Here is a 25,994-nt window from a genome sequence, read left to right as displayed (position 1 = left end):
GGCACAGTCGGCGGATGGACTCGTGGCGCGCGCTCGCCGACCAGCAGGCCGACGTGCTCTCCTGGCGCCAGCTCGCGGAGCTCGGCGTCAGCCGCGGGGTCATCCGGCACAAGCTGGCGTCCGAGCGCTGGCGACGACGGACCGAGTCCGTGCTCACGACGACGACCGGACCGCTGTCGCCCGAGCAGGAGCGCTGGGTCGCCGTCCTGCACTGCGGACCGGACGCGATGCTGGGCGGCCTCACCGCGCTGGCGGTCCACGGCCTCACGGGCTGGACGCGGGACGAGGTCACCGTCATCGTCGCCAACCCGGACTCGTTCCAGCACGTCGACGGCATCCGACCGTTCCGTACGCGACGACCCCTCGAGCGGCTGCGGGGCCCCGGCGCCCTGCCGTGCTGCCGCGTCGAGCCGGCGGCCCTCCTCTGGGCGGCCCACGAGCGCAACCCTCGTTCGGCGGCCGGGTTGCTGGCCGCCGTCGTGCAGCAGCGCCTGACGAACGCGACCTCCTTGCTCACGTGGGTCGATGCGTTGCGTCCGCTGCGCCGGGCGGCCGACTTCCGTGCCCTGCTGCGCGACATCGAGGGCGGGTCCGAGTCGCTCGGGGAGGTCGACGTCGTCCGGATGTGCCGGGCCTACGGCCTCGCCCTGCCGGCCCGCCAGCGCGCGCGCACCGACCGGTCGGGGCGACGCCGGTACACCGACTGCGAGTGGGACCTGCCCGACGGCCGCACGCTCGTCCTCGAGGTCGACGGGGCCTTCCATCTCGAGGTGGGCCAGTACACCGAGGACGTCCGGCGCCAGCGGGGGCTCACGCGGCCGGACCGCATCGTGGTCCGCGCCACGACCGACGAGCTGCGCCGGGAGCCGTGGGTCGTCGCCGGCGACCTGGTCGCTCTCGGGGTGCCGCGCGACCCCGACGCCGCGGCCGGCTGACCCTGCGCCGCCCCACCGTCCGGAGTCGAGTGCGGAAGTGGTCGCTCCAGCGACCGCGAGCGCCCTCGACTCCACCGGGTCGCCCGCCCGCCTGGGGTCGAGTGCGGAAGTGGCAGCCCCGGCAACCACTTCCGCACTCGACTCCGGGAAAGGGAGGGGAGGGGAGGGGAGGGGGGCGGGTCAGAGGCGGCGGTCGGCGAGGACGGGGAACGCCTCGCGGTAGGCCGTCGTCGCGGCGAGGTCGACGTCGACCGAGAGCACGGCCTCGTCGGTGTGCGCGAGCTCGCCGAGGACCTCGCCGTTCGCCGCGACGACCTGGCTGTGGCCACCCATCGGCGTCCGGGCGTGCGTGCCACCGGTGTTGACCTGCGCGAGCACGCACTGGTTCTCGACCGCCCGCGCACGCCCGAGCAGCGTCCAGTGCGCGACGCGGGCCAGCGGCCACGCGGCCGGGACGAGCAGGAGGGACGCCCCCGCCTCCTGCTGGCGGCGGTAGAACTCGGGGAAGCGCAGGTCGTAGCAGGTGCTCAGGCCGGTGCGCACCGTGCCGCCGGCGCCGTCGGGCAGGTCGAGGACGACGACGTCCTCCCCGGCCTCCATGAGCTTCGGCTCGCCGGCGCCGAACCCGAAGCGATGGATCTTGCGGTAGACGGCGAGGCGCTCGCCGTCTCCCGAGTAGAGGAGCGAGGTGTTGGACAGCGTGTTGCCGTCGGGCCCCGGCTCGGGCAGCCGCTCGACGAAGGAGCCGGCGTGCAGCGGGGTGCCGACCGCGCGGGCGGCGTCCGCCATCGCCGCGGCGAAGCGGCCGTCCAACGGCTCGGCCTCACCGTCCCAGCGGGTGTAGTCGAAGCCGGTCGGCGCCCACAGCTCGGGCAGCACCACGAGGTCGTGGCCGCGCTGCTGCGCGACGAGGTCGGCCGCGCGGTCGATGCGGGCGCCCGCGGGCTCGTCGTCGCCGTAGGCCAGCTGGAGGAGGGCGATGCGCATCGCCCCATCCTCGCGCACCCGCCGGTGTGCAGGAACCGACACCTTCGTCGGTTGCTGTACGCCCACCTGCTCGACGCCGGAGGTCAGTCGAGCTGGTCGGCCTCCTCGCGCAGCCGGGCCAGGCGCGCGTTGTAGGCGGTGAGGTCGGCGTCGCCGTCGCGGTCGGCCTTGCGGTCCAGGCGCGCGGTCTCGCGCATCTCGCTGCGGAACCACTGGACGGCGACGATGACGGCCAGCGTCAGCGTCGGCGCCTCGCCGATGCCCCACGCGATCTCGCCGGCGGTGTGCTGGTCGGCGAGCGGGTCGGGGCCCCACGGCAGGTTGATGGCCGTGAAGAAGTCCGGCGCGAGCAGCGTCGAGCTGCCGGTCAGCGCGACCCCGAAGAACGCGTGGAACGACACGGTCGCGAAGAGGATGACGAGCAGCATGAGCGGCGACCAGCGCGGCACCCCGGGGTCGATGCCGATCATCACCCAGACGAACAGGTACCCGGTCAGGAGGAAGTGGGCCATCATCAGCAGGTGGCCCGTGTGGGTCGTCAGCGCCAGCTCGAAGAGGCCCGTGTAGTAGAAGGCCGCGAGGCTGAAGAAGAACACGGCCGCGGCGACGACCGGGTTGGCCAGCACCCGCATCGCCCGGGAGTGCACGACCTGGAGCAGCAGCTCGCGCGGTCCCCACGTCTTGTCGCGCCGGGCGGCCAGCGTCCGCAGGGCCAGGGTCACCGGGGCCGCCGGCACGAGGAGCAGCGGCACGATCATCGCGACGACCATGTGCATCACCATGTGGGCGCTGAACAGCACCCTGCCCCAGATGCCCGGCGCCCCGCACGTGGCCCAGACGAAGAGCGCCCAGCCGAGGGTCCACGTGACGACCCGCAGCACCGGCCACGCGTCGCCGCGCCGCCGCAGCCGCACGAAGCCTGCGACGTAGAGGCCGACCGCGAGCACCGCGACGGCGACGAAGAGCCAGTCCATCCGCCACGCGAGGAGCCAGTCGGCGCCCCCGAACGGCCCGGGGTCGGGGTAGCCGGTCAGCTCGAGGACGATGCCGGGGTCGGGCAGGGCGTCCGGGACCGGCGGGATGCTGCGCGCGAGCACGGAGGCGAGCCCGACGGCGACGCCCATCACCGCGAGCTCGGTGACGGCGAGGCGCGCGAAGGCCCGGCCGTCGGACGGATCCGCGCTCAGGCGGGCCGCGAGGGTGCGGCGCTGCTGCGCCCCGAGCACGGCGAGCACCGCGATGGCGACGACCTTGCCGAGCAGGACGATGCCGTACGTCGTGGTCAGGCCGTCGAGCGAGCCGATGCGGATCCACGCCTGGACGAGCCCCGAGAGACCGACGGCGACGATGGCCCACGTCGCGAGCACCGAGAAGCGCCCGACCGTGGCCCCGAGGTCGCGGCCCAGGGCGCGCCGCATCATGACCAGCGCGAGGAGCCCCCCGACCCAGACGCTCACCCCGAGCAGGTGCACGGCGAGGCCGTTGACGGCGTCCTCGTGGCTCGCCGAGCCGGCCGAGTGGCCGTTGAGGGCGTGGACGACGATCGCGACGAGCGTCAGCGCGGCGAGCCACGCCGTCGCGGCGCGGCTGCGGGCCAGGCCGACCGTGGCGGCGACGACGACCGCCACCCCGGCGGCGATGACGAGGACGCGGGTGGTCTCGAGCGCCCAGGCGAACGACAGCAGCTGGGGCAGGAGGCCCGGCGAGGTGAGCGGCGTCCCGGACAGGTCGGCGAAGGTGAGGACGACCTCGAGCAGCGCAGCGACGGCCCACAGGACACCGGTGGCGCCGGCCAGCCGCCGGGCCGTGCCGCGGCGGTCGGTGCGGGCGCGCTCGGGCGCGAGGAAGACGGCGAGCAGCAGCAGGCCGAGGGTCGTGGACGAGGCGATGTTGCCGACGGTCGCGACGACCGGGACGCCCCAGCGGACGGCCGGGCCGGGGTCGGCGAGCGCGAGCGGGTCGGCGGCGCCGGTCAGCAGCGCGGCGGGCACGAGGGCCACGAGGCCGGCCGCGAGCGTCAGCAGCAGCGGCCGCAGCCAGCGGGCGGTGTCGGTGCCGTCGCCCGTCGCGTCACGGGCCGCGGGGCGGCTGCTCGGCAGGGAGGTCACACCCCCCAGCGTAGGTACTGTGGTCGACATGTCCCTGCACCCACCTGCCCCGACCGGCTTCGCCGAGGTCGTCGACGCGTGGGCGCACACCGTCCGCTGCGTGACCGACCTCGGCCGCGCGCTGCGCCCCGGTGACGCCGAGCGCCCCACCGACTGCCCCGGCTGGACGGTGGCCGACCAGCTGGCCCACGTCCTCGGCGGCGAGTCGATGGTGGCCGGCGACCCCGACCCGGACGTCGACGTCAGCGGCTACGACTACCTGCGTCACGACTTCGGCACGCGGCACGAGAAGTTCGTCGAGGCCCGCCGCGGCCGCTCGCCGGAGGACCTCGTCGACGAGCTCGACTGGCGGCTCGAGGAGCGCCTCGCGGTCTACCGGTCCGAGGGCGTCACCGGCGAGGAGGAGGTCCGCGGGCCGTTCGGCCGCACGACGCTCGCCGACCTCGTCGGCATCCGCACCTTCGACGTCTGGATGCACGAGCAGGACCTGCGCGAGGCCCTCGACCGTCCCGGCGGCCTCGACACCCCCGCGGCCGCGCTGAGCGTCAGCCGCCTCTTCGCCGTCCTGCCCCGGGTCGTCGCGCGCGACGCGCGGGTCGGCGCCGGCCAGGCGGTCGTCCTCGACCTCACCGGCCCCACGGTCGGCCGCGCCGGTGTCCGGGTCGAGCAGGACGGCGACCGCGCCGTCGGCATCCCCCTCTTCACCGGCGAGGACGCCGACCACCCCGACGTCGTGACGACCTCGCTGTCGATGTCGACGCGCGTGGCGATGCGGCTGGCCGGCGGCCGGCGCTCCCCCGACGAGCTGCCGGTCACCGTGCACGGCGACGAGGCCGTCGCCCGGTCCGTCCTCGCGGCCCTGGCCATCACGCCCTGATGGCGCGCTTCTCGACGTCGACCCGGTCCGCGGCGACGGTCAGTGCCGAGCCCGACGCCGTCTGGGCGACGCTGACCGACCCCGACGAGATCGCCCGGCTCACCCCGTTCCTCCAGCGCGTCACCGAGCACGGCGAGCACTGGGTGTGGGAGATGACCCGCGTGCCGGTGCTCGGGAAGAGCTTCTCGTTCTCGTTCACCGAGCGGATGACGTTCGACGAGCCTCACCGCATCGAGTTCGCGCACGACCCGGACGCCGCGCTCGCCGAGGAGTCGGCCGGGGTCGAGGGCTGGTACGCGCTGCAACCGCGTTCCGGCGGAACGCATCTCGAGACGTCGATGACGATCTCGGTGGACCTGCCGTTCCCCGCCCTCACCAGGCCGGCGGTCAACACCGCGATGAAGGGTGTCGTGACGCTCATGGGCCAGCGGTTCTCGCAGAACCTGCTGAACCACCTCGGCGCCCGCTCGCTCTGAGGCGCGCCGGCCGGCGGTCGTCCGCCGCGCGCCTGTCGAAGGTCGGTCCCGATCCGTGCCGTCGTCCGCCGATGTAGTTGTATGCTGCAAACAACTGCCCGCCCGGACGCCCGCGTCCGCCCCCACCCCCGAGGAGGTCCGATGTCCTTCAGCGCCGCCTCGTCGACGCCGACGGCCGTCCTCGGCGACGAGCTCGTCCGCGTGCTCAAGCTCATGCACGTCGCGCGGGCCCGTGCCCCCCGCATGCACGAGCAGGTCGACCCGATGGCCTACCCGCTGCTGTTCAACCTCGTCCGCACCCCCCTGCGCGTCTCCGAGCTCGCCGACGCCGTCCACTCCGACGTCTCGACGGTCAGCCGCCAGGTGAGCACCCTCGTCGAGCACGGCCTCGTCGTCCGCGAGCCCGACCCCGACGACGGGCGCGCCCACGTCCTCGCCGTGACCGACGAGGGCACCGCGCTCCTCGTCGCCATCCGCGAGGGCCGCGACCGCTGGCTCCAGGGACTGCTCGCCGACTGGAGCGAGGACGACGTCCGCACCCTCACCCGCCACCTGGCCCGCCTCGCCGCGGACCTCGAGGCCTCCTTCACCGACCCGACCGCCAGGAGCACCCGATGAGCTCACCCCGCCACGCGGACCCCGACCAGCCGACGAGCCACTCGAGCGCCGGCGGTCCCGGCCGCCACGTCGCCGGCAGCGGCGGCGCCCACGCCGCCGGGGCCACCCGCGCCGCGACCGCCGGCGGCCCCGCCGCCCCCACCGGCGACGGCGCCCTCTCGCACCGCCAGATCGTCACCATCCTCATCGCCCTCATGGCCGGGATGTTCCTGGCCGCCCTCGACCAGACGATCGTCGCCACCGCCATCCGCACGATCGCCGACGACCTCAAGGGTCTGGACCACCAGGCGTGGGCGACGACGGCGTACCTCATCACGTCGACGATCGTCACGCCGCTGTACGGCAAGCTCGGTGACATCTACGGCCGCAAGAAGCTGTTCGTCACGGCCATCTCGATCTTCGTCGTGGGCTCGGTCCTGTGCACCCTGTCGACCTCGATGACCGGCCTGGCGTTCTTCCGCGCCGTCCAGGGCCTCGGCGCCGGCGGCCTGTTCTCGCTCGCCCTGGCGATCGTCGGCGACATCGTCCCGGCCCGCGAGCGCGCCAAGTACCAGGGCTACTTCCTCGCGGTCTTCGGCACCTCCTCGGTGCTGGGCCCGGTCATCGGTGGCTTCTTCGCCGGCACCGACGCCATCTTCGGTGTCACCGGGTGGCGCTGGGTCTTCCTCGTCAACGTGCCGATCGGCATCGTCGCCCTCGCGCTCGTCACCAAGACGCTGCACCTGCGCCACCAGCGCCTCGACCACCGCATCGACTGGCTCGGCGCCGGGCTCCTGTCCGTCTCGCTCGTGCCGCTGCTGCTCGTCGCCGAGCAGGGTCGCGAGTGGGGCTGGGGCTCGGGTCGCTCGATCGCCGCCTACGTCGTCGGTGGTGTCGCGGCCGTGCTGTTCCTCCTGCAGGAGAGCCGGATGGGCGACGAGGCGATCCTGCCGCTGAAGATCTTCCACAACCGCACCGTCGGGGTGTCCTCGGCCGCCTCGATCATCATCGGCATGGGGATGTTCGGCGGGCTGGCCGCCCTGCCCCTCTACCTGCAGATCGTCAAGGGCGCCTCGCCCACCGAGGCCGGCCTGCTGCTCCTGCCGCTGACCCTCGGCATCATGTCCGGGTCGATCTCGTCGGGCCAGATCATCTCCCGCACGGGGCAGTACCGGCTCTTCCCGGTCACCGGCGCCGTGCTGCTGACCGGGTCGCTGTTCGCGCTGCACTACACCGCGTTCGACACCCCGCTGTGGCAGACGATGGTCATCATGGTCTTCTTCGGCCTGGGCCTGGGCTTCAACTTCCAGCCGCTGACCCTCGCCGTGCAGAACGCCGTCCCGCCGCAGCAGATCGGTGTCGCGACGTCGACCGCGACCTTCACCCGGCAGATCGGCGGCACCATCGGGACCGCGGTCTTCCTCACGGTGCTGTTCTCCCTCGTGCCGGACCGGATCTCGTCCGCGTTCCGCACCGTGGCCCCCACCGCGGAGTTCCAGAGCGCCCTGCGCGACCCGGCCAACGCGGCCTTCGCGCAGCAGCTCCAGCAGAGCCAGGCCGGCGGGTCGGCCGCCGCCTCCAGCGGTGTCCTCCAGGACAGCTCGTTCCTCAACGGGCTCGACCCCGCACTGGCCAAGCCGTTCCTCATGGGCTTCTCGGAGGCGATGGACGTGGTGTTCCTCGTCGGCTCGATCGTCATGGTGCTCGCCGTCGTCGTGCTGGCGTTCCTCCCGCAGGTCGAGCTGCGCAAGGGCTCCGCCTACACCGAGCGCGCGAACGCCGGGGGCGGGTCGACCGGGGAGGGACCGCGCCCCGGAGCGGCACGCTCCGACGACGCGGCGGTCACGGCACCGGCGAGCTGACGCGGGCCGCCTCGGCACCCTCGAGGTGCCGACGGCGGACCGCGACGATCGCCAGGGCCAGTGCCCCGGCGAGCACGGGGACGGCGTAGGCGCGCTGCGGCCCGAGGGCCTCGACGGCCCAGCCGCCGACCGCCGACCCCGCCGAGATGCCGATGAGGATGCCGGTGACCGCGACGGCCATCCCCTCGGTGACGAGGGCGGCCGGGACGAGACGCTGCGCCAGCGACAGGCTCGTGATGAGCATCGGCGCGGTCGCCGAGCCCGCGACGACCATGACGGCGGTCAGCTGCCACGTGTTCGCCACGAGGAGCGCCGGGACCTCGAGGACGAGCATCGCCGCGGCGGCGACGAGCAGGCGCTTCGTCAGCGTCGAGCGGAAGGTCCGGGCGCCGAACCACAGCCCCGAGAGCGTCGAGCCGACCGCGAAGCCGCCGAGCACGAGGCTCGAGAGGCTGGCGTTGCCGTCGGCCTCGGCGAAGGCGACCGCGACGACCTCGTTGGCGCCGAAGATCACGCCGGTCATGACGAGCGCGGTCGCGACGACGAGCAGGCCGGGCCGGCGGATCGCGAGCCCGCTGGGCCGGTCGGCGCGGGCCACGACCGGCGGCTCGGTCGCCCGGGCGGCGAGGAAGGTGAGGACGCCGACGGTGAAGAGGACCTCGGCGAGGACGAGCCCGGCCTCGGGGAACCACAGCGTCGAGACCAGCACCGCGATGACCGGACCGATGACGAACGACGCCTCGTCGGCGACCTGCTCGAAGGACATCGCGGTGTGGAGGCGGTCCGGGTCGTCGCGGAAGATGTGCGCCCACCGGGCGCGCGACATCGGGCCGGGCTCGGGCAGGAACGCGCTGACGCCGTAGAGGACGAAGAGGGTCCAGACCGGCGCACCGAACCCGGACGCGAGCGCGGTGCCCAGGCCGGCGACCGCCGAGAGCACCATGAAGGGCCGGGCGACCCGGCGCTGGCCGTACTGGTCGATGAGCCGCCCGAGCACCGGGCCGGCGACCGCGAGCACCGCGAGCCCGACGGCGCTGACCGCGCCGGCGAGGCCGTAGGAGCCCTGCCGCTCGCTGACCATGACGATGACGGCGACGCCGAACATCGCGCCGCCGGTGCGGGAGAGGGCGGTCCCGGCGATGAAGGGCAGGGCACCGGGGACGGCGAACAGGGGGCGGTAGGGGGCGAGCACAGGGGCCTCGTCGGTCGGGCGACCGCCGGGGCACCCGGCCGGGTCGAGCGTTCTGGAACAGGTCGCCTCCAGTGTGCTCCCGGGAGGCGAGAGGCGACAAACCGGTTCCGGCGCGCGTCGTGGCGCGCCCGACGGCGCAGGAACGGGGGTGATCACCCCACGACGGCCGCCACCACCTCGTCCCGACGCCGCTGCGCCTCCCCGCGCCCCCGTCCCGGCGCCGGCTACACCGCAGTACCTGTCGCCACAGCAGCACTTACTGCGGTGTAGCGCGCAGCGGTGAGGGTCAGCGGAAGGCGGCCTCGCCGGTCAGCGCCTGACCGATGACGAGCGTGTGCATCTCGACGGTGCCCTCGTAGGTCAGCACCGACTCGAGGTTGTTGGCGTGGCGCATCACCGGGTACTCGCCGCTGATGCCGTTGCCGCCGAGGATGGTCCGCGCCGTGCGGCAGATCTCGATCGCCTTGGTCACGTTGTTGTACTTGCCGACCGAGACCTGCTCCGGCCGCAGCCCGACCGCGTCCTTGCGCCGCCCGAGGTGGAGGGCGAGCAGCCGGCCGAGCTGGAGCTCGGTGGACATGTGCGCGAGCTTGGCCTGGGTCAGCTGGAAGCCGGCGATCGGCCGGTCGAACTGCGTGCGCTCCATCGAGTAGCGGCGGGCGGAGTCCAGGGCCGAGCGCGCGGCGCCGAGGCACCCCCAGACGATGCCGTAGCGCGCCTCGGACAGGCACGACAGGGGCCCCTTGAGGCCGCGCACCTCGGGCAGGACGGCATCCGCCGGCAGGCGCAGCCCGCTGAAGGTCAGCTCGGCGGTCACGGACGCCCGCAGCGACATCTTGTTCTTGATGACGTGCGCCTCGAACCCCGGCGTGTCCGTCGGGACGACGAAGCCCCGGATGCCGCCGTGCTCCTCGCCCGCGTTGGCCCAGACGACCGCGACGTCGGCGAGCGTGCCGTTGGTGATCCACATCTTCGAGCCGTCGAGCACCCAGTCGTCACCGTCACGGCGGGCGCGCGTGCGCATCGAGGCGGGGTCCGAGCCGTGGTCGGGCTCGGTGAGGCCGAAGCAGCCGATCGCCTCGCCGGCGGCCATCCGCGGCAGCCACTCCTGCTTGTGCTCCTCGGAGCCGAACGCGTGGATGGCGTACATCGCGAGGCTGCCCTGCACCGAGACGAGCGAGCGGATGCCGGAGTCGCTCGCCTCGAGCTCGAGGCAGGCCAGGCCGTAGTCGACCGAGGACATCCCGGCACAGCCGTAGCCCTCGAGGTGCATCCCGAGGAGGCCGACCTTGCCGAACTCGCGGGCCAGCTCGCGCGCGACGGGGAGGTCGCCGGACTCGTACCAGCCCATGACGTGGGGGTCGACGAGGTCGTCGCAGACCTGCCGGACCGTGGCCCGGATCGCCTTCTCCTCGTCGGTGAGCATCGAGTCGACGTCGATGACGTCGAGGGGGTCGGAGGGGCGCTTCGGCATCGTCGACGAGCTCATGGGCCCATCATGCAGGCTAGCGTTCGGGGATCCCATGACCGATCCTCGGAGGTCGCCCGTGCGCATCGTCGGCGCCGCCCTGCCCCGCACCGGGACGATGTCGCTCAGCCACGCGCTGCGCGAGCTGACCGGTGCACCGTGCTACCACATGACCGAGTGGTTCCACTGGCCCCGGGACTCCCGCACCTGGGCCGCGGCCTTCCGGGGGGAGGACGTGGACTGGCCGGCCTTCCTCGCCGGGTACGGGGCCGGTGTGGACACCCCGTTCTGCCTGGCCTGGCGCGAGGCCGCCGAGGCCTTCCCCGACGCCCCGGTGCTCCTCACCCGGCGGACGGACCCCGAGACCTGGTGGGCGTCGATGGATGCGACGGTGCTGCCGAACATCCGGCGGTGGCGGGACCTGGGGTCGGCCGGCGACCTGCCCGACGACGCCCTGCCGCCGTGGCTCGCCGAGGTCCCGGCCGACGAGCGGCGCGACATGACCGAGGTCATGGCCGTCCTCGGACAGCGGATGCTCGGCAGCCCCGAGGCGCTCGACGACGCGGCCACGGCCATGCGCTTCTACGAGGACTGGGGTCGCCAGGTGCGCGACGAGGTCCCGGCCGACCGCCTCGTCGAGTGGCAGCCCGGCGACGGCTGGCAGCCCCTGGCCGACGCCCTCGGGGTCGCCGCGCCCGACGCCCCCTTCCCCAAGGTCAACACCCGCGAGGAGTTCCTCGCCCGCAGCGCTCCCCCGACCCCGCCGGACGCCTGAGCCCGCACCACCGGTCCGGCGGCGATGTCGAGAACCCGTCGGCGGCTCCGACCCAGGGGTGAGCGCGGCCAGAATGGGCCGCACCACACCGAGGAGAGACCGATGGCGAAGTACCTGATGCTCAAGCACTACCGCGGCCCGAAGACCGCGGTGCACGACGTGCCGATGGACCGGTGGACGCCCGAGGAGGTCGACGCGCACGTGCGGTTCATGGACGACCTCGCCGACGACCTGCGCGAGAGCGGCGAGTTCGTCGACGCGCAGGCGCTCTCGCCGGGCGGCACGTGGGTCCGGTTCGACGGCGAGGGCCGGCCACCGGTCGTCGACGGGCCGTTCGCCGAGACCAAGGACCTCATCGCCGGATGGATGGTCATCGACGTCGAGTCCGAGGAGCGCGCCCTCGAGGTCGCGTCCGTCCTGTCGTCGGCGCCGGGCGCGGGCGGCGTCCCGATCGGCGAGTGGCTCGAGCTGCGGCCGTTCCTCGACGACCGGCCCAACGCCGTCGAGTGAGCGCGCTCGACCCCACGCTCGTGCGCGAGCTGGCGCCGCAGGTCATCGGCGTCCTCCTCCGGCGCGGCGCGGACTTCGCGTCGGCCGAGGACGCCGTGCAGGAGGCGTTGCTCGCCGCGCACGAGCAGTGGGGCGAGCAGCCGCCGCGCGACCCCCGGGCCTGGCTCGTCACGGTCGCGTGGCGGAGGCACGTCGACCTCGTCCGCTCGGACGCCGCGCGCCGGGCCCGGGAGGAGCGGCTCCACCACGAGCCCCCGCCCGGCCGTGCCGCGGCGTCCGACGACACCCTGTGGCTGTACTTCCTCTGCGCCCACCCGTCGCTCTCGCCGTCTGCCGCGACGGCCCTGACGCTGCGGGCGCTCGGCGGGCTGACGACCCGGCAGATCGCCGAGGCCCACCTCGTGCCCGAGGCGACGATGGCGCAGCGCATCAGCCGGGCCAAGCGCACCGTGGCCGACGTGCCGCTGGGGGTCCCCGGCGACCTCGCGACCGTGCTCCGGGTGCTCTACCTCGTCTTCAGCGAGGGCTACGCCGGCGAGGTCGACCTCGCGGCGGAGGCCATCCGGCTGGCCCGGCACCTCGTCACGCTCACCGACGAGCCGGAGGTGCGCGGGCTGCTCGCGCTCTTCCTGCTCCACCACTCCCGGCGGGCGGCGCGACGCGATGCCGAGGGCCGGCTCGTGCCGCTGCCCGAGCAGGACCGCTCGCGCTGGGACCGGCGGCTGGCGGCGGAGGGCATCGACCTGCTCCAGGACGCGCTGGCGCGGGACCGGCTCGGCGAGTACCAGGCGCAGGCGGCGGTCGCGGCGCTGCACGCCGACGCGCTGCGGGCCGAGGAGACCGACTGGGTGCAGGTCGTCGAGTGGTACGACGAGCTCATCGCGCTGACCGGCAGCCCCGTCCACCGGCTCAACCGGGCGGTCGCGGTCGGTGAGGCGGACGGCGGGGCCGCCGGCCTCCGGGCCCTGCGCGAGCTCGACCCCTCGCTCCCGCGGTACGCCGCCGTCGCCGCCCACCTCCACGAGCGCGCCGGCGACCTCGCGGACGCGGCGCGCCTCTACGCGAAGGCCGCGGCCGCCGCGACGCGCACCGACGAGCGCGACCACCTGACCCGGCAGGCCGCCCGCCTCGCGCCCCACCGCCGCGACCCCTGACCGCGGCTCCCGGGCTCCCGGCTCCCCTCCCAGCGCCTCCCTCATCGCGAACGTGTGTGAAATCGCCGGGGTCCACCGGCGATTTCACACACGTTCGGGGAGAAGGAGGGGCAGAGGGTGGGTCAGCGGGCGGAGGCGGCGCCGAGGAGGGCCGCGAGCCCGAGCGCGCTGCGCGGGTCGTAGGCCGTCCGCCACAGGCCGCCGTGGGCCGCGGCGTACGCCTCGTCCTGCCACGGGTGGTCGTGCGCCGGCGAGCCCTGGGCGAGGTCGTGGACGAGCAACGCCGCCATCAGGGTGTTCGCGGTGCCGGGCTCGAAGACCTCTACCCCGAACCGGTGTGCCCCCGAGTACGCCGCCGCCAGCGCCCGGTTCTTGACGACCGAGCGCGTGCGGGTCGGCGGCGCGACCTTGAACGACACCGTCGTGCCGGCGGCGCGGGCCGCGGTCGCGCGCCAGCGCTGGATCCGCTTGGCCAGCAGGTAGTTCGGCCCCTGCTGGAGCACCACGGAGTCGTTGATGCCGGGCTCCGTGCCCGGGACGTAGCTGCGCCGCAGCAGGCGCCCGCCCGACAGCGTGCGCAGCGGCACCCGCAGGACCTTCGAGGTGCGCCGGGTCGCGTACGCCTCGACGGACGCGTCGACCGCCTCGCCGGGCACCGCGAAGACGTCGGTCGGCGTCGCGAGGAAGGACAGCGCGGTGTCGGAGCGATGGGCCAGCACGGCCTGCGTCAGCGCGTCGACGGCGGTGCTGACCCGGACGTTGGTCGCGCCGTCGGCGTAGACGTAGTTGCCGAGGACGAGACGTCCCTCGAGACCGCCGACCCACGCGGTCGCGTCCGGCAGGTCGTGCAGCAGGTCGACGCCGGCGCGGTGGGCGAGGTCGCCGTCACCCGGGCGCGCCGGCACGACGAGGGTGCCGGCCAGGCCGCGGGTGTCGTCGAGCAGTCGGGTCCACAGCTCGGGGCGCGGCAGGTCGAGCGCGGCGACGGTGGCACCCCAGCGCAGGAGCGAGCGCAGCGGGCCCATCTCGGCCGCGGCCCCGAGGACGACGACCGTGCGCCCGTCGAGCCGCAGCCACTCGGGGTTCTCGAGGACGGCCGTGACGGCGTCGCGCAGGCTCGGCTCGACGACGTCGGCGTCCACCCACGCGTCGAGCTGGCGGCGCAGGTCGTCACCGGCGAGCCGGCGCCCGCGGTAGGGGATGGTGAGCGCGGTGTCGGCGCGGCCGCCGCCGGCCAGCGTCTCGACGCCGGGCGCGGTGCCACCGGCCACGGCCGCCGACAGCGGGTGCTCCTCGGCGCCGTCGGGGCTCCAGCGCATCCGATGGTGGACCGACGCGAGCCCGGCCTCCGCGACCGAGCGGGCGTCCGAGTAGCTGGGGAGCCCCGCCTCGACGAGGCGGCGGAAGTGGGTGAGATAGCCACTGCGCCAGTTGGTCTCGCGCTCGGCCGCGCCCGCGCCGACGGGGTCGACAGGGCGTAGGGCGTCCGCGACGACCCCGCGGCCGGTGGCCGACGTCGAGCGTCGGTCACCGGCCGTCGGGAAGACGACCCCGTGCTCCCCCGTCGCCACGGGTCAGCCCCAGACCAGCCCGCGGGCGGGGTCGGCGAGGAGGGCCGCGACGTCGGCGAGGAAGCGCGAGCCCAGCTCGCCGTCGACGAGGCGGTGGTCGAAGGAGAGCGCGAGGGTCGTGACCCACCGCGGCTCGATGCGCTCGTCGGCCCCGGTGCCGACGACCCACGGCCGGCGGGTGACCGAGCCGAACGCGAGGATGGCCGACTCGCCGGGGTTGAGGATCGGCGTGCCCGCGTCGACGCCGAACACCCCGACGTTGGTGATCGTCAGCGTCCCGCCGGACATGTCGGCCGGCTGGGTGCGCCCCTCGCGGGCGGTCGCGGTCAGGCCGGCGATCGCGTCGGCGAGCTCGCGCATCGTCATCCGGTCGGCGTCCTTGATGTTGGGGACGACGAGGCCGCGCGGCGTCGCGGCCGCGATGCCGAGGTTGACGTAGTGCTTGAGGACGATCTCCTGGGCGGCCTCGTCCCAGCTCGCGTTGATCTCGGGGTTGCGACGCACCGCCACGCACATGGCCTTGGCCAGCACGAGGAGCGGCGTGACCTTGACGTCACGGAACTCCCTGTCGCGCTTGAGGTTCTCGACGAGCTCCATCGTCGCGGTGACGTCGACGGTGACCCACTCGGTGACGTGGGGGGCCGTGAACGCGGAGCCCACCATCGCCTGCGCCGTCATCTTGCGGACGCCCTTGACCGGGACACGGGTCTCGCGGGTGCCCGTCTCTGCTCCGCGGTCGGGGGCCGCCGCAGGGGGCTGCGAGGCACCGGAGGCCGCGGCCTCGACGTCGGCGCGGGTGACGACGCCGCCGTCACCGGTGGGCGTCACGGAGCCGAGGTCGACTCCGAGGTCCTTGGCCAGCTTGCGCACCGGCGGCTTGGCCAGCGCGCGGGCGCCCGTCCCCGCTTGCGACGGTGCAGAAGTCGACACCTTCGACGATTCCTGCACGCCTGAAGCGTCCGGCCGGGCGTCCGACCGTACAGAAGTCGACACATTCGTCGATTGCTGCACGGGCGCGGGGGACGGCGACGTGCCCGGGGCCGGGGTCGCGGCGCCCTTGCGGGGACGGCGGACGGCCTCGGTCTGCTTGACGCCGTAGCCGACGAGGACGGCCGTGCGGCCGGTCGAGGTCGTGCCCCCGATGAGCCCCTCGCCGATCTCCTCGCCGTCCGAGGCAGGAGCTGCCGGAGCCGCCGGCTCCTGCGCCGCGGCGGGCGCCGGAGCGGCAGGAGCGGACGCGCCGCCCACGCCGTCGTCGACGGTGATGATCGGTGTGCCGACCTCGACGGTGTCGCCCTCGGCGACGTGCAGCGCTGACACGGTTCCCGCGAACGGCACGGGCAGCTCGACGAGCGACTTGGCCGTCTCGACCTCGACGACGACGTCGTTGACCTTGACGGTGTCACCGACGGCGACGTGCCAGGTGACGATGTCGGCCTCGGTCAGACCCTCGCCCGGGTCGGGGAGCTTGAACTCACGAAGAGCCATCTGCGGCGGTGCCTTTCAGTACGCGAGCGAACGGTCGACGGCGTCGAGGACCCGGTCGAGGTCGGGGAGGAACTCCTCCTCCAGACGGCTCGGCGGGTAGGGGACGTTGTAACCGCCGACGCGCAGCACGGGCGCCTCGAGCTCGTAGAACGCGCGCTCGGTGACCATCGCCGAGATCTCCGCGCCGATGCCGAGGAAGGTCGAGGCCTCGTGGACGACGACGACCCGGCCGGTCTTGCGCGCCGACGCGAGGATGGCTCCCTCGTCGAGCGGCGAGAGCGAGCGCAGGTCGACGACCTCGAGCGAGCGACCCTCCTCCTGCGCCGCCTGCGCGGCCTGGAGGCAGGTCTTGACCATCGGGCCGTAGGCCAGCAGCGTGAGGTCGGTGCCCTCGCGCAGGACGCGGGCCGAGCCCAGCGCGCCGTCCGGGCCGTCGCCGACCTCACCCTTGTCCCAGTAGCGCCGCTTGGGCTCGTAGAACACGACGGGGTCGTCGGACTCGATCGCCTGCTGGATCATCCAGTGCGCGTCGTGCGGGTTGCTGCACGCGACGACCCGCAGGCCGGCCGTGTGCGCGAAGTAGGTCTCGTTCGACTCGCTGTGGTGCTCGACCGCGCCGATGCCACCGCCGAACGGGATGCGGATGACGAGCGGCATCTTCACGTAGCCGAGCGAGCGGGCGTGCAGCTTGGCGACCTGGCTGACGATGTGGTCGAAGGCCGGGTAGACGAAGCCGTCGAACTGGATCTCGACGACCGGGCGGTACCCGCGCAGGGCCATCCCGATCGCGGTGCCCATGATGCCGGCCTCGGCGAGCGGCGTGTCGATGACGCGGTCCTCGCCGAAGTCCTTCTGGAGGCCCTCGGTGACGCGGAAGACGCCACCGAGCTTGCCGATGTCCTCGCCCATGAGGACGACCTTGGGGTCCTTCTCCATGGCGGCCCGCAGGCCCGAGGTGATGCCCTTGGCGATCGTCGTGGTGCTCATCGGGCCCCCTCCTCCTCGAAGGACGCGTGGTAGCCGGCGAACCACTCCTTCTCGCGCGCGGTGACCGGGTGCTCGGTCGCGTAGACGTGGTCGAACATCTCGGAGGGCTGCGGGTCGGGCATCGCGAGGCAGCGCTCACGGACCGAGGTGCCGAGCTCGTCGGCCTCGGCGTCGACGGCGTCGAAGAAGTCGGCGTCGCCCTTGCCGGTGGTCGTCAGCCAGCGCTTGTAGCGCTCGATGGGGTCGCGGTGCTTCCACACCTCGACCTCGGCCGAGACGCGGTACTTCGTCGGGTCGTCGGAGGTCGTGTGCGCGCCCATCCGGTAGGTGAAGGCCTCGACGAAGGTCGGGCCCTGGCCGGAGCGGGCGGCGTCGAGCGCCTGCTTGGTGACCGCCCAGACCGCGAGGACGTCGTTGCCGTCGACGCGGATGCCGGGGAAGCCGAAGCCCCGGGCCCGGTGCCACAGCGGCGCACGGGTCTGCTTCTCGTTGGGCTCGGAGATCGCCCACTGGTTGTTCTGGCAGAAGAAGACGACCGGGCTGTTGTTGACGCCGGCGAAGACGAGCGCCTCCGAGACGTCGCCCTGCGAGGTCGCGCCGTCACCGAAGTAGGCGATGACGGCGGTGTCGCGGCGCTCGTCACCGGTGCCGACGTCGCCGTCGCGCTGCACGCCCATCGCGTAGCCCGTCGCGTGGAGCGTCTGGGCGCCGATGATGATCGTGTAGAGGTGGAAGTTCTTCTCGTTGGGGTCCCAGCCACCGTGGTTGACGCCGCGGAACATCCCGAGGAGGTTGACCGGGTCGACGCCGCGGGTCCAGGCGACGCCGTGCTCGCGGTAGGTCGGGAAGGCGTAGTCCTGACGGCGCATCGCCCGGCCGGAGCCGACCTGGGCCGCCTCCTGGCCGAGCAGGCTGGCCCACAGGCCGAGCTCACCCTGGCGCTGGAGGGCGGTGGCCTCGGCGTCGAACCGGCGCACGAGGACGAGGTCGCGGTAGAGGCCGCGCAGGGCCTCGTCGGACAGCTCGTCGACGAGCGCGTCGAGCTCGGCGTTCGGGACCCGCTCGCCCTCCGGGCTGAGCAGCTGGACCATCTCGGGGCCCCCCTCGTGCGCCGGGCGCTCGGGGGCCTCCGCGGTGGTCACGTGGTGGTCGACGCCGAAGGCGGTCTCGAGGGGGGCGACCTCGTTGTCGCTCACTGGGCACTCCTTCTCGGGCCCCGGTGTGGGGGGCCGTTCTCGGGGGCGTCGCGACGTCGCTGCGGGGTGTGGCAGGGGTCACGGCCGGTGTCGGGGCCACCGTACCCTGACCGGTGCGGCGGTCCGACGCCGCGACGGGACCCACGGGACGAGGACGATGACCCTGCAGACGCGCGCACGGCCGGGTGACCGGCGCGGCCGGGCCGTCCCGCTCGTGGCCCGCCTGGCGGCCACCGGCGCGCGCCTCCAGCGGTTCGAGCCGCCCCTCGGTGCGCCGTCGCGCATCACCGAGGCCCGCTTCTCCGGGCCGGGGCTGCTCCTCGGGGCGGTCTTCACCGCGGCCTCGCTCGCGCCCTCGCTGCTGCCGCGCCCATCCGTGGTCCAGGGCGCCATCTCGGGGGTCAGCCTCTTCCTCGGCTACGCGGCCGGGACGGCCCTCTCGGCCCTGCGCGCCTACCTCGGCATCCCGCGGCTGCGTGGCCGCCTGCACGAGGCCGTCGTCGGGGCGGCCGCCGCGGTCGCTGTCGCCGCGCTCGTCCTCGCTGCGTGGAAGCAGGTCGGCTGGCAGAACGACATCCGGGTCCTCTACGGGATGCCGCCGATCGGGCCGGACGGCTGGCCGCTCGTCGCGGCCGTGACGGTCCTGGCGGCGGTCGGGCTCCTGCTCGTGACACGCACCGTGGCCTGGGCCTTCCTCGCGGTGCGCCGCCGGCTGAACCGCCGGATGCCGCGCCGCGTCTCGGCGCTGCTCGGCGGCACGCTCGTCGTCGTCGGTCTCTGGGCCGCCTTCACCGGGGTGCTGGTCAACGCCTTCTTCGCCGGCGCCAACGCCCTCTTCGCCCCGTCGGACCAGGTCGTCTCCAGCGCCTCGCGCGCCCCGACGGCGCCGGTGCGCTCCGGCGGCCCGGGCTCGCTCGTCGACTTCGCCGACCTCGGCGCCGAGGGGCGCGGCTTCGTGTCCGGCGGGCCGAGCGTGGACGCCATCAACGCGGTGACCGGCGGCGGCGCCCGCCTGCCGGTGCGCGTCTACGTCGGGCTGCGCAGCGCCGAGACGGCCGAGGAGCGGGCGCAGCTCGTCCTGCGCGAGCTCCAGCGGACCGGGGCCTTCGAGCGCAAGGTGCTCGTCCTCGCGACGACGACCGGCACCGGGTACCTCGACCGCAACGGCACCGACCCGCTCGAGTACCTGTGGAACGGTGACACCGCCATCGCCGGGGTGCAGTACTCGTACCTGCCGAGCTGGATCTCGCTGCTCGCCGACCAGGACTCGGCGCGCGAGACCTCGCAGACGGTGTTCTCGGCCGTGCACCGCTACTGGTCGACGCTGCCCGAGGAGAGCCGACCCCGCCTCTACCTCTACGGGCTCTCGCTCGGCGCGTACGGGGTCGAGAGCATCCTCGGGTCCTTCAACCTCATCAACGAGCCGATCGACGGCGCGCTGCTCGTCGGGCCGCCGTTCGTCTCACCGGTGCACGCCCAGCTCGTCGCCGAACGGGATGCCGGCAGCCCTGCGTCGTTGCCCGTGTACGGCGGCGGGCGGACCGTGCGCTTCGCCTCGGAGACGCGGGACGTCGACCGGACACCGGGGCAGTGGGGGCCGACCCGCGTCGTCTACCTCCAGCACGCGTCCGACCCGGTCGTGTTCTTCAGCACCGACCTCGCGTTCACCCCGCCGGCGTGGCTGCGGGCCGACCAGCGGGGTCCGGACGTCTCACCACGGATGGGCTGGTTCCCGCTCGTGACGATGGTGCAGGTGCTGCTCGACCTGCCCGGCGCCGGCAGCGTCCCGATGGGCTACGGGCACCTCTACTCGGCGCCGGCCAACCTGCGCGCCTGGGTGGCCATCACGCGTCCGGAGGGCTGGGACGCCGCGGGCCTCACCCGGCTCTCGGACGTCGTCGCGAAGCGCCCGCACCCCTACGGACGCGGCTCGGTCTCGTCGACGAGCTGAGCGCGCCGGGCCCGCAGGGCCGCGACCACGGTGAGCAGCACCGCGACCGCCGCGATGACCAACCAGCCGGTGGTGTACGGGCGGTCGAGCAGGGTCGGGTTGTCGGGGCGCGCACCGAAGCGGCCGAGCACCGGGACGGCGACGAGGGTGAGGGGCCCGAGGACGACGAGCAGCCGGACGAGCGGTGGGCGCAGCCACGGCGGGGCGACGAGCGCGAGCAGCGCGCCGAGCCCGACGACGACCGGCGCGAGGACGGCGTCGTGGGCGAGGACGCCGCCGACGACCCACACGAGCACGTCGACGACCTGCGGGCCGAGGTCGGCGACGAGGAGCAGCCCCCACGCGAGCGCGGCCAGGCCGAGGGCACCGAGCGCGAGCCGGGCGGCCCTCATGCCCGGACCACCTCGACCTCGCCGAGCCACTTGGTCTGGAGCACACCGGGCCTCGCCGAGGTGATGAGGCGGCAGGGGTACCCGTGGTCGGGGTCGAGCGGCTCGCCGGCGAGCGACAGCGCGAGCAGGGAGTCGGTACGGGCCACCCAGGCGGACGGCAGCGTCGACTCGCGGTAGGCGCCGCGGGGCTGCATCGAGCGGACCGTCACGTCGTCGGACGTCGTGCCGCCGACGAGCGCGACGACGTCCCGCACCGCCACGCCGCCCCACGTGCCGCTGGCGCTCCAGCCCTCGACGCACGCGATGGGGAGGACGACCGACCGCTGGGGCATCGCGAGGAGGTCGTCCCGCGACAGCTCGACCGTGCCCGACGGCCCGGTGACCTTGAGCCGCCACGCGGGGTCGACGGCGAGGTCGGCGACGAGCGCCCCGACCGCGCTGCGGTTGACCGGGATCCCCTGGGGGCCGGTGCCGGAGCGGACCGCGAGCAGCGCGACCCGGCGCAGCCCGGGCAGCTCGACGGCCGTGGTCGCGACGACCGCCACCGCGGAGGCCAGCCACGTCGTCCGCAGCAGCGAGCGACGCGACGGCGTGCCGGCCCGCGCCGGGCGGGCCTCCGGCGGCGCACCGAAGGCCGCGCGCACCTGCGGCAGCTTGACCGCGACGTGGAGGATCATCGACCCGACGGCGACCCATCCGATCGCGAAGTGCGAGCGGATGAAGTCGAAGCGCCACGGGTACCACTGCGCCGAGTTGGCCAGCCCGGTCGCGAGCTGGAAGACCGCCGACCCGACGAGGAAGAAGACCGAGACGCGCTCGAGCAGGTGCAGGACGAGCCGCCGCGGCGCGAGCGGCGGCCGCTCGAAGAAGCGGGGGAAGACCGACCACAGCTTGACGAGCAGCAGCGGGACCGCGGCCGTCCCCGCGGCGACGTGCAGGCCCTGGGTCACCTGGTAGAGGCGGGTCGGACCGGTCGGCAGCGGGAAGGAGCCGGGGTGCTGGAGGGCGTGGCTGAACAGGCCGGTGAGGAAGCAGAGCACGAACGCCGGCCCGAGCCAGACGCCGATGCGGGCCGCCGTGCGCGGGCCGCGCAGGGTGTCGTCGAAGTCCTCCGGCCGGGGGATCCGGGCGTCGAGGCGCGCGGCGAGCCCGCGCAGCGCCCGCTCGCTCATCGGCTCGCGCCCGTGCTGCCGCGGTCGGCCTCGGGCAGGAGCACGAGCGAGCGCCACCGCTCGGCGAACCGGGTGCCCGGCGCCTCGAGCGCGACGGCCTGCGCGTCCTCGACCTCGTCGACGTCGCGCAGGGCCGGCCCCTCGACCGGCGGATGGCCGGCCTCGGTGAGCGCCGCGGCCGTGAGGCGGCCGGTGTCGTCGCGGCTCATCGGCACCCCGGCGAGCACGCGCGCCTGGTGCGGGTGGGTCGTCACGAGCACCCACCAGCCGCCGTCGAGCGCGGGCCCGAGCACCGGGCGGTCGTGGTCGTGGGCGGCGTCCGCGACCGCGCGCAGCTGGTCGGGATGGGCCTGCGGGGTGTCCATCCCCACCTGGACGACCGGCCCGCCGGCGAGCCGGTGGGCCTGGCGGTGGCCGTCGACGAGGCGCTCGGCGAAGGTGACGCCACCCTGGGGCACGACGTGCCAGTCGGCGGCACTCCGGCGGATCGACTTCTCCCGCAGGGCCTGCGAGAGGTCGCCGGCGAGCGCGAGGACGCGGCGGCCGCGCGGCCAGACCTGTGCGGCGGCGTCGAGGGTGTCGAGGAGGGCCGCGGCGGCGAGGTCGGCCGCGGCCTCGTCACCGACCCGGGCGGCGAGGCGGGTCTTGGCCTGGCCGGGCACGGGCGCCTTGGCCATGACGAGGATGCTGCCCCTCACCGGCCGGCCTCCGTCGCGAGGACGCGGGCGAAGTCGCGGCCCGCCCGCAGCGTGCCGCGGACCGAGCCCGACACCTTCGACCTGGTGCCGGCCGCCCGGGGCAGGTAGGTGATGTCGTGCTCGGTGATGGTCCAGCCGGCCCGCTGCGCCCGGACGAGCAGCTCGACGGGGTAGCCGAAGCGGCGGTCCTGCACCCCGAGGTCGAGGAGGTCGGTGCGCCGGCAGACGCGCGCCGGCGCGATGTCGCGGACGGAGAGGCCGGTGCGCCGGCGCAGCCACGCGAGGACGACGGCGTTGCCGGTGCGGGCGTGCCACGGCCAGACGCCGCGCGCGCCCGGGCGGCGGCGGCCGACGGCCATCGTGGCCTCGCCGCGTCGGACCTCCTCCAGCAGCGGCACGAGCTCGGCGGGGTCCATCGACCCGTCGCCGTCGAGCACCGCGACGTACTCGGCCCTGGCCGCCTCGACGCCGGCGTGGACCGCCGCGCCGTAGCCCGGCCGGCTCTCCTCGACGACGGTGGCGCCGAGGCCGCGGGCGACCTCGGCGGTGCCGTCGCGGGAGCCGTTGTCGACGACGATGACCGCGAAGCCCTCGGGCACGCGCGCCATCACGCCGGGCAGGGCCGCCGCCTCGTCACGGCACGGCAGCACGAGGTCGCAGGTGGTCACGGCGCGAGCCTAGGTGGTCGCGGTCACCCGGACGCGCCGAGCGCACGGCCTCCCTCGTGCGACGTCGTAGGTGGGGTCGGTCGCGGAGGGCAGGCGGTCGAGGTGCGCAGGGCATGCTGGGGCCATGACCTCCGCGCCCGTGACGACCCGACCGCCCGCGCCGCGGGTCGACGGCGCCGGCCGGCGCGCCGGGTGGGGACTGCTCGCGGGCGCGCTCGTCGTCGGCTTCGCGGTCCTCGTGCCGGTGCTCACCGGCGTCGACGTCGTCGCCGGGGGCGCGACTCCCCTCATCGGCGACTGGGTCCTGCGGTACGGGCCGAGCAGCGTCGTCGCGGTCCTCGTCGTCGTGGCCCTCGCGCACCCGCGCCTGCCGTCGCTCGTCGAGCGGGTGCCGTGGCGGCGGCTGCTGCTCGCGTCGTGGGTGGTCGGGGCCGTCTGGATGGTCTCGCTCGCGCTCGTCGACGGGTACGCCGGCCTCGGCCGGGTCCTCGACCACGGCACCGAGTACCTCGAGAGCGCCCGCAAGATCGACGACGTCGGCGAGATGCTGCGGGTCTACGTCTCGCGCATCCCCCTCGACGCACCCGGGCACTGGGCGGTGCACCTGGCCGGGCACCCGCCGGGCGCGGTCCTCATGTTCATCGGCCTCGACCGTCTCGGTCTGGGCGCCTGGCAGGTCGCGGGGCCGATCGTCGTGGCCGTCGCCGCCACCACGCCGGTCGCCGTCGCCGTCACCCTCGACCGCCTCGGCGCCCGCGACGCCGCCCGCCGCGCGCTGCCCTTCCTCGTCGTCGGGCCGTCGGCGGTCATCGCCGCGGTCTCGGCCGACGCCGTCTTCGCCGCCACCGTCGCCTGGGGGATGGCCGCGCTCGCCGCCGCGCTGCGGGCCGGCGGCGCCCGCCGCTGGGCGCTCGCCGTCGTCGCCGGGCTGCTGCTCGGCTGGTGCGTCATGGAGTCCTACGGGCTCGTCCTCGCCGGGCTGCTCGCCGTCGGGGTGCTGCTCGCCGCGCGGACCACGTGGGCCGAGCGGGTGCGCGTGGCCGCGGTGGCGGCGCTCGTGGCCCTCGGGGTGGTGCTCACCTTCGCGGCGCTCGGCTTCGCCTGGTGGGAGGCCTTCCCGGTCCTCCACGACCGCTACTGGGCGCCCGGCGACGTCGCGAGCCGCCGGCCGGCCTGGTACTGGGTCGTCGGCAACCTCGGCGCCCTCGTCATCTGCGCGGGGTTCGCCCTGCCCGCCGGGGTCGCGGCGGCGTCGCGCCCCGTGGTGCGGCTCGTGAGCGCGGCCGGTCGTGCGTCGGCGGCCACGTGGGAGCGCGCCGCCGGCCCGCTCGTCGCCGCGGGGGTCGGGATGGTCGCCGTCGCCGACCTCTCGCTCATGAGCAAGGCCGAGGTCGAGCGCATCTGGCTGCCGTTCGTGCCGTGGATGCTCCTCGGCACGCTGTGGCTGCCCGAGCGCTGGCGACGGCCGGCGCTCGTCGGCCAGGGGGTGCTCGCGCTGCTCGTCCAGCACCTCGTCCGCACCGTCTGGTGACCGCGTCCATCGCGCGCTACACCGCAGTACGTGTCGCCAGCGCAGCACCTACTGCGGTGTAGCCCGCACCTGGGCGCGCGGCGGAGGTGATGCCGGGCGCAGGCTCGTCAGGCGCGCAGCGGGGCCGTCGCGAAGGCGCCGAGGCCCTCCTCGGGCGTGACGGACGCCGTGAACCCCAGCTCCTCGCGGGCCCGCTCCGGCGAGGCGACGACGTGGCGCACGTCGCCGATCCGGTACTGGCCGGTGACGCGCGGCTCGAGGTCTCGGCCGGAGCCGGCGGCCACGTGGCGCGCGACGTCGGCGATGGCGATCGGCGTGCCCGAGCAGACGTTGTAGGCGCGGTGGCTAGCGACCGGGGCCTCCAGCACCCCGCGGACCGCGGCCAGGTTGGCGCGGGCGACGTCGGCGACGTGGACGAAGTCGCGCATCTGCCGCCCGTCCTCGTAGACGGTCGGCGGCTCGTCGCGCTCGAGCGAGGAGCGGAACATCGCGGCGACCCCGGAGTAGGGGGTGTCGCGGGGCATCCCCGGCCCGTAGACGTTGTGGTACCTCAGCGAGATGGCGGCGCCCGGGGCCTGGCGCGCCCACGCGGCGGCGTACCCCTCCTGCGCGACCTTGCTGACGGCGTAGCTGCTGCGGGCGTCGAACGGGGCGTCCTCCGGGACGAGGTCCCAGTCGAGCGGGCCGCCGCAGACCGGGCAGGGGTTGTCGAACTCGCCGCCGTCGAGCGCCTCGCGGGTACGCGGGCCGGGCGCCTGCGGGCCGTGCTGCGGGCAGGAGTAGCGGCCCTCGCCGTAGACGACCATCGAGGACGCCTGGACGAACCGGCCCACCCCCTCGGCGTGCATCGCGGCGAGCAGCGCGGCGGTGCCGAGGTCGTTGTGGCCGGCGTAGAGCGGCAGGTCGGCCGCCGTCGCGCCGGCTCCGACCATCGCGGCGAGGTGGACGACGGCGTCGCAGCCCTGGAGGAGGTCGGCCCAGCCCCCGGCCTCGCGGACGTCGAGGACGTGGACGCCCGCCGGCGGGTCGTCGCGCGTCGTGGCCGCGTGGGCCTCGGGCAGGAGGAGGTCGACCGCGACGACGTCGTGGCCGTCGGCCACGAGCTCGCGCCAGGTCGCCGTGCCGATGAACCCGGCCGCGCCGGTCAGGAGGATGCGCACGCGCGCCATCCTGCCCTGCCGCGCTCGACCATCCGCGATCGCGTGTGAAACCGCCGGGCGACCCCGGCGGGTTCACACGCGTTCGCGAGGAGGAGCACGTGGAGGAGCCGGTGGGTGGCCGCTGTCTTCAGCGCGGGTGGACGGCGGCGGGAACCGCGGACGGCGGGGTCGGTGGCGTGGCTGATGGCGCAGGACGTGGGGCGATCACCCCGGCTCCTGCGCCACCGCCCGCGCCCCCG

General features: G+C 74.8%; 23 protein-coding genes. 10 read left to right on the top strand and 13 right to left on the bottom strand.

The window, feature by feature from the left end:
* Positions 1-14 precede the first annotated feature (14 nt).
* The gene (locus J3473_RS13000; protein ID WP_207024042.1) at positions 15-935 is read left to right on the top strand and encodes a hypothetical protein; all 921 of its coding nucleotides are present in this window, start codon (positions 15-17) and stop codon (positions 933-935) included.
* Positions 936-1,115: 180 nt separating this feature from the next.
* Here J3473_RS13000 and J3473_RS12995 read toward each other — a convergent pair whose 3' ends face one another.
* Positions 1,116-1,922 (bottom strand): nitrilase-related carbon-nitrogen hydrolase, encoded by an 807-nt coding sequence (locus J3473_RS12995; RefSeq protein ID WP_207024040.1) that lies wholly within the window; start codon positions 1,920-1,922, stop codon positions 1,116-1,118.
* Between the two features lie 83 nt (positions 1,923-2,005).
* Positions 2,006-4,030, bottom strand: a complete 2,025-nt coding sequence (locus J3473_RS12990) for a cytochrome c oxidase assembly protein (RefSeq protein WP_242525852.1) — start codon at positions 4,028-4,030, stop codon at positions 2,006-2,008.
* A gap of 28 nt (positions 4,031-4,058) precedes the next feature.
* Here J3473_RS12990 and J3473_RS12985 point away from each other — a divergent pair, with 28 nt between their 5' ends.
* From J3473_RS12985 to J3473_RS12970, 4 genes are all read left to right on the top strand, one after another.
* Positions 4,059-4,907, top strand: coding sequence for a maleylpyruvate isomerase family mycothiol-dependent enzyme (locus tag J3473_RS12985; RefSeq protein ID WP_030527040.1), 849 nt, complete (start codon positions 4,059-4,061; stop codon positions 4,905-4,907).
* A complete protein-coding gene (locus J3473_RS12980; protein ID WP_207024036.1) occupies positions 4,907-5,383 on the top strand; it encodes an SRPBCC family protein in 477 nt (158 codons plus the stop codon). The genes J3473_RS12985 and J3473_RS12980 overlap by 1 nt, the downstream gene beginning before the upstream one ends.
* Positions 5,384-5,524: 141 nt before the next feature.
* Complete coding sequence (locus tag J3473_RS12975) at positions 5,525-6,001, top strand: MarR family winged helix-turn-helix transcriptional regulator (RefSeq protein WP_242525851.1); 477 nt, start codon at positions 5,525-5,527, stop codon at positions 5,999-6,001.
* Entirely contained in the window at positions 5,998-7,842 is a 1,845-nt protein-coding gene (locus J3473_RS12970) for an MDR family MFS transporter (RefSeq protein WP_207024035.1), read from the top strand. The genes J3473_RS12975 and J3473_RS12970 overlap by 4 nt, the downstream gene beginning before the upstream one ends.
* Here the strand turns inward: J3473_RS12970 and J3473_RS12965 are convergent.
* The gene (locus J3473_RS12965) at positions 7,823-9,034 is read right to left on the bottom strand and encodes an MFS transporter (protein WP_051750232.1); all 1,212 of its coding nucleotides are present in this window, start codon (positions 9,032-9,034) and stop codon (positions 7,823-7,825) included. The genes J3473_RS12970 and J3473_RS12965 overlap by 20 nt on opposite strands.
* A 286-nt stretch (positions 9,035-9,320) precedes the next feature.
* Positions 9,321-10,508, bottom strand: a complete 1,188-nt coding sequence (locus J3473_RS12960; protein WP_207024184.1) for an acyl-CoA dehydrogenase family protein — start codon at positions 10,506-10,508, stop codon at positions 9,321-9,323.
* Between the two features lie 73 nt (positions 10,509-10,581).
* Here J3473_RS12960 and J3473_RS12955 point away from each other — a divergent pair, with 73 nt between their 5' ends.
* The 3 genes from J3473_RS12955 to J3473_RS12945 all read left to right on the top strand — a co-directional run bounded on the left by J3473_RS12955 (position 10,582) and on the right by J3473_RS12945 (position 12,941).
* On the top strand, positions 10,582-11,277 hold the full coding sequence (locus tag J3473_RS12955; RefSeq protein WP_207024033.1) for a sulfotransferase family protein: 696 nt from the start codon (positions 10,582-10,584) through the stop codon (positions 11,275-11,277).
* A gap of 102 nt (positions 11,278-11,379) precedes the next feature.
* On the top strand, positions 11,380-11,787 hold the full coding sequence (locus J3473_RS12950; RefSeq protein ID WP_207024031.1) for a YciI family protein: 408 nt from the start codon (positions 11,380-11,382) through the stop codon (positions 11,785-11,787).
* On the top strand, positions 11,784-12,941 hold the full coding sequence (locus J3473_RS12945) for an RNA polymerase sigma factor (protein ID WP_207024029.1): 1,158 nt from the start codon (positions 11,784-11,786) through the stop codon (positions 12,939-12,941). The genes J3473_RS12950 and J3473_RS12945 overlap by 4 nt, the downstream gene beginning before the upstream one ends.
* A 122-nt stretch (positions 12,942-13,063) precedes the next feature.
* Here J3473_RS12945 and J3473_RS12940 read toward each other — a convergent pair whose 3' ends face one another.
* The 4 genes from J3473_RS12940 to pdhA are packed head-to-tail and all read right to left on the bottom strand — an operon-like array spanning position 13,064 to position 18,183.
* Complete coding sequence (locus tag J3473_RS12940; RefSeq protein WP_207024027.1) at positions 13,064-14,512, bottom strand: hypothetical protein; 1,449 nt, start codon at positions 14,510-14,512, stop codon at positions 13,064-13,066.
* Between the two features lie 3 nt (positions 14,513-14,515).
* On the bottom strand, positions 14,516-16,000 hold the full coding sequence (locus J3473_RS12935) for a dihydrolipoamide acetyltransferase family protein (RefSeq protein WP_207024025.1): 1,485 nt from the start codon (positions 15,998-16,000) through the stop codon (positions 14,516-14,518).
* 15 nt (positions 16,001-16,015) lie between these two features.
* Positions 16,016-16,987 (bottom strand): alpha-ketoacid dehydrogenase subunit beta, encoded by a 972-nt coding sequence (locus tag J3473_RS12930; protein WP_030527052.1) that lies wholly within the window; start codon positions 16,985-16,987, stop codon positions 16,016-16,018.
* Positions 16,984-18,183, bottom strand: coding sequence for a pyruvate dehydrogenase (acetyl-transferring) E1 component subunit alpha (pdhA, locus tag J3473_RS12925; protein ID WP_036829081.1), 1,200 nt, complete (start codon positions 18,181-18,183; stop codon positions 16,984-16,986). Before pdhA ends, J3473_RS12930 begins: the two co-directional genes overlap by 4 nt.
* Before the next feature lie 157 nt (positions 18,184-18,340).
* Between pdhA and J3473_RS12920 the strand changes: the two genes are divergently transcribed.
* Positions 18,341-20,134, top strand: a complete 1,794-nt coding sequence (locus J3473_RS12920) for an alpha/beta-hydrolase family protein (RefSeq protein ID WP_207024023.1) — start codon at positions 18,341-18,343, stop codon at positions 20,132-20,134.
* Here the strand turns inward: J3473_RS12920 and J3473_RS12915 are convergent.
* Genes J3473_RS12915 through J3473_RS12900 form a run of 4 tightly spaced genes read right to left on the bottom strand, consistent with a single transcriptional unit; the run spans position 20,101 to position 23,064 of the window.
* A complete protein-coding gene (locus tag J3473_RS12915; protein ID WP_207024021.1) occupies positions 20,101-20,526 on the bottom strand; it encodes a hypothetical protein in 426 nt (141 codons plus the stop codon). The two genes, J3473_RS12920 and J3473_RS12915, sit on opposite strands and share 34 nt — an antisense overlap.
* Positions 20,523-21,698: a molybdopterin-dependent oxidoreductase gene (locus tag J3473_RS12910; protein ID WP_207024020.1), complete on the bottom strand. Its 1,176-nt coding sequence runs from the start codon at positions 21,696-21,698 to the stop codon at positions 20,523-20,525. The genes J3473_RS12915 and J3473_RS12910 overlap by 4 nt, the downstream gene beginning before the upstream one ends.
* Positions 21,695-22,396 (bottom strand): DUF2064 domain-containing protein, encoded by a 702-nt coding sequence (locus J3473_RS12905; RefSeq protein WP_157577359.1) that lies wholly within the window; start codon positions 22,394-22,396, stop codon positions 21,695-21,697. The genes J3473_RS12910 and J3473_RS12905 overlap by 4 nt, the downstream gene beginning before the upstream one ends.
* Positions 22,393-23,064: a glycosyltransferase family 2 protein gene (locus J3473_RS12900; protein WP_207024017.1), complete on the bottom strand. Its 672-nt coding sequence runs from the start codon at positions 23,062-23,064 to the stop codon at positions 22,393-22,395. The genes J3473_RS12905 and J3473_RS12900 overlap by 4 nt, the downstream gene beginning before the upstream one ends.
* Before the next feature lie 124 nt (positions 23,065-23,188).
* On the opposite strand from J3473_RS12900, the gene J3473_RS12895 reads away from it, so the two are divergent.
* Positions 23,189-24,595 carry a hypothetical protein gene (locus tag J3473_RS12895; RefSeq protein ID WP_207024015.1) on the top strand — a complete coding sequence of 469 codons (1,407 nt, stop codon included), beginning with the start codon at positions 23,189-23,191 and terminating at the stop codon, positions 24,593-24,595.
* A 107-nt stretch (positions 24,596-24,702) separates the two neighbouring features.
* Here J3473_RS12895 and J3473_RS12890 read toward each other — a convergent pair whose 3' ends face one another.
* Positions 24,703-25,764, bottom strand: coding sequence for an NAD(P)-dependent oxidoreductase (locus J3473_RS12890; protein WP_242525849.1), 1,062 nt, complete (start codon positions 25,762-25,764; stop codon positions 24,703-24,705).
* Positions 25,765-25,994: the final 230 nt, after the last annotated feature.

Origin of the sequence: Phycicoccus sp. DTK01, assembly GCF_017312765.1 — a bacterium.
GTDB lineage: Bacteria > Actinomycetota > Actinomycetes > Actinomycetales > Dermatophilaceae > Phycicoccus > Phycicoccus jejuensis.
This window is presented reverse-complemented; position numbering and strand designations above follow the sequence as displayed.

Coding starts and splice junctions, on each gene's coding strand:
- J3473_RS12895 (WP_207024015.1), top strand. CDS start 23,189: ATGACCTCCGCGCCCGTGACGACCCGACCGCCCGCGCCGCGGGTCGAC.
- J3473_RS12975 (WP_242525851.1), top strand. CDS start 5,525: ATGTCCTTCAGCGCCGCCTCGTCGACGCCGACGGCCGTCCTCGGCGAC.
- J3473_RS12980 (WP_207024036.1), top strand. CDS start 4,907: ATGGCGCGCTTCTCGACGTCGACCCGGTCCGCGGCGACGGTCAGTGCC.
- J3473_RS12960 (WP_207024184.1), bottom strand. CDS start 10,508: ATGCCGAAGCGCCCCTCCGACCCCCTCGACGTCATCGACGTCGACTCG.
- J3473_RS12890 (WP_242525849.1), bottom strand. CDS start 25,764: ATGGCGCGCGTGCGCATCCTCCTGACCGGCGCGGCCGGGTTCATCGGC.
- J3473_RS12950 (WP_207024031.1), top strand. CDS start 11,380: ATGGCGAAGTACCTGATGCTCAAGCACTACCGCGGCCCGAAGACCGCG.
- J3473_RS12915 (WP_207024021.1), bottom strand. CDS start 20,526: ATGAGGGCCGCCCGGCTCGCGCTCGGTGCCCTCGGCCTGGCCGCGCTC.
- J3473_RS12920 (WP_207024023.1), top strand. CDS start 18,341: ATGACCCTGCAGACGCGCGCACGGCCGGGTGACCGGCGCGGCCGGGCC.
- J3473_RS12985 (WP_030527040.1), top strand. CDS start 4,059: ATGTCCCTGCACCCACCTGCCCCGACCGGCTTCGCCGAGGTCGTCGAC.
- J3473_RS12970 (WP_207024035.1), top strand. CDS start 5,998: ATGAGCTCACCCCGCCACGCGGACCCCGACCAGCCGACGAGCCACTCG.
- J3473_RS12910 (WP_207024020.1), bottom strand. CDS start 21,698: ATGAGCGAGCGGGCGCTGCGCGGGCTCGCCGCGCGCCTCGACGCCCGG.
- J3473_RS13000 (WP_207024042.1), top strand. CDS start 15: ATGGACTCGTGGCGCGCGCTCGCCGACCAGCAGGCCGACGTGCTCTCC.
- J3473_RS12930 (WP_030527052.1), bottom strand. CDS start 16,987: ATGAGCACCACGACGATCGCCAAGGGCATCACCTCGGGCCTGCGGGCC.
- J3473_RS12995 (WP_207024040.1), bottom strand. CDS start 1,922: ATGCGCATCGCCCTCCTCCAGCTGGCCTACGGCGACGACGAGCCCGCG.
- J3473_RS12935 (WP_207024025.1), bottom strand. CDS start 16,000: ATGGCTCTTCGTGAGTTCAAGCTCCCCGACCCGGGCGAGGGTCTGACC.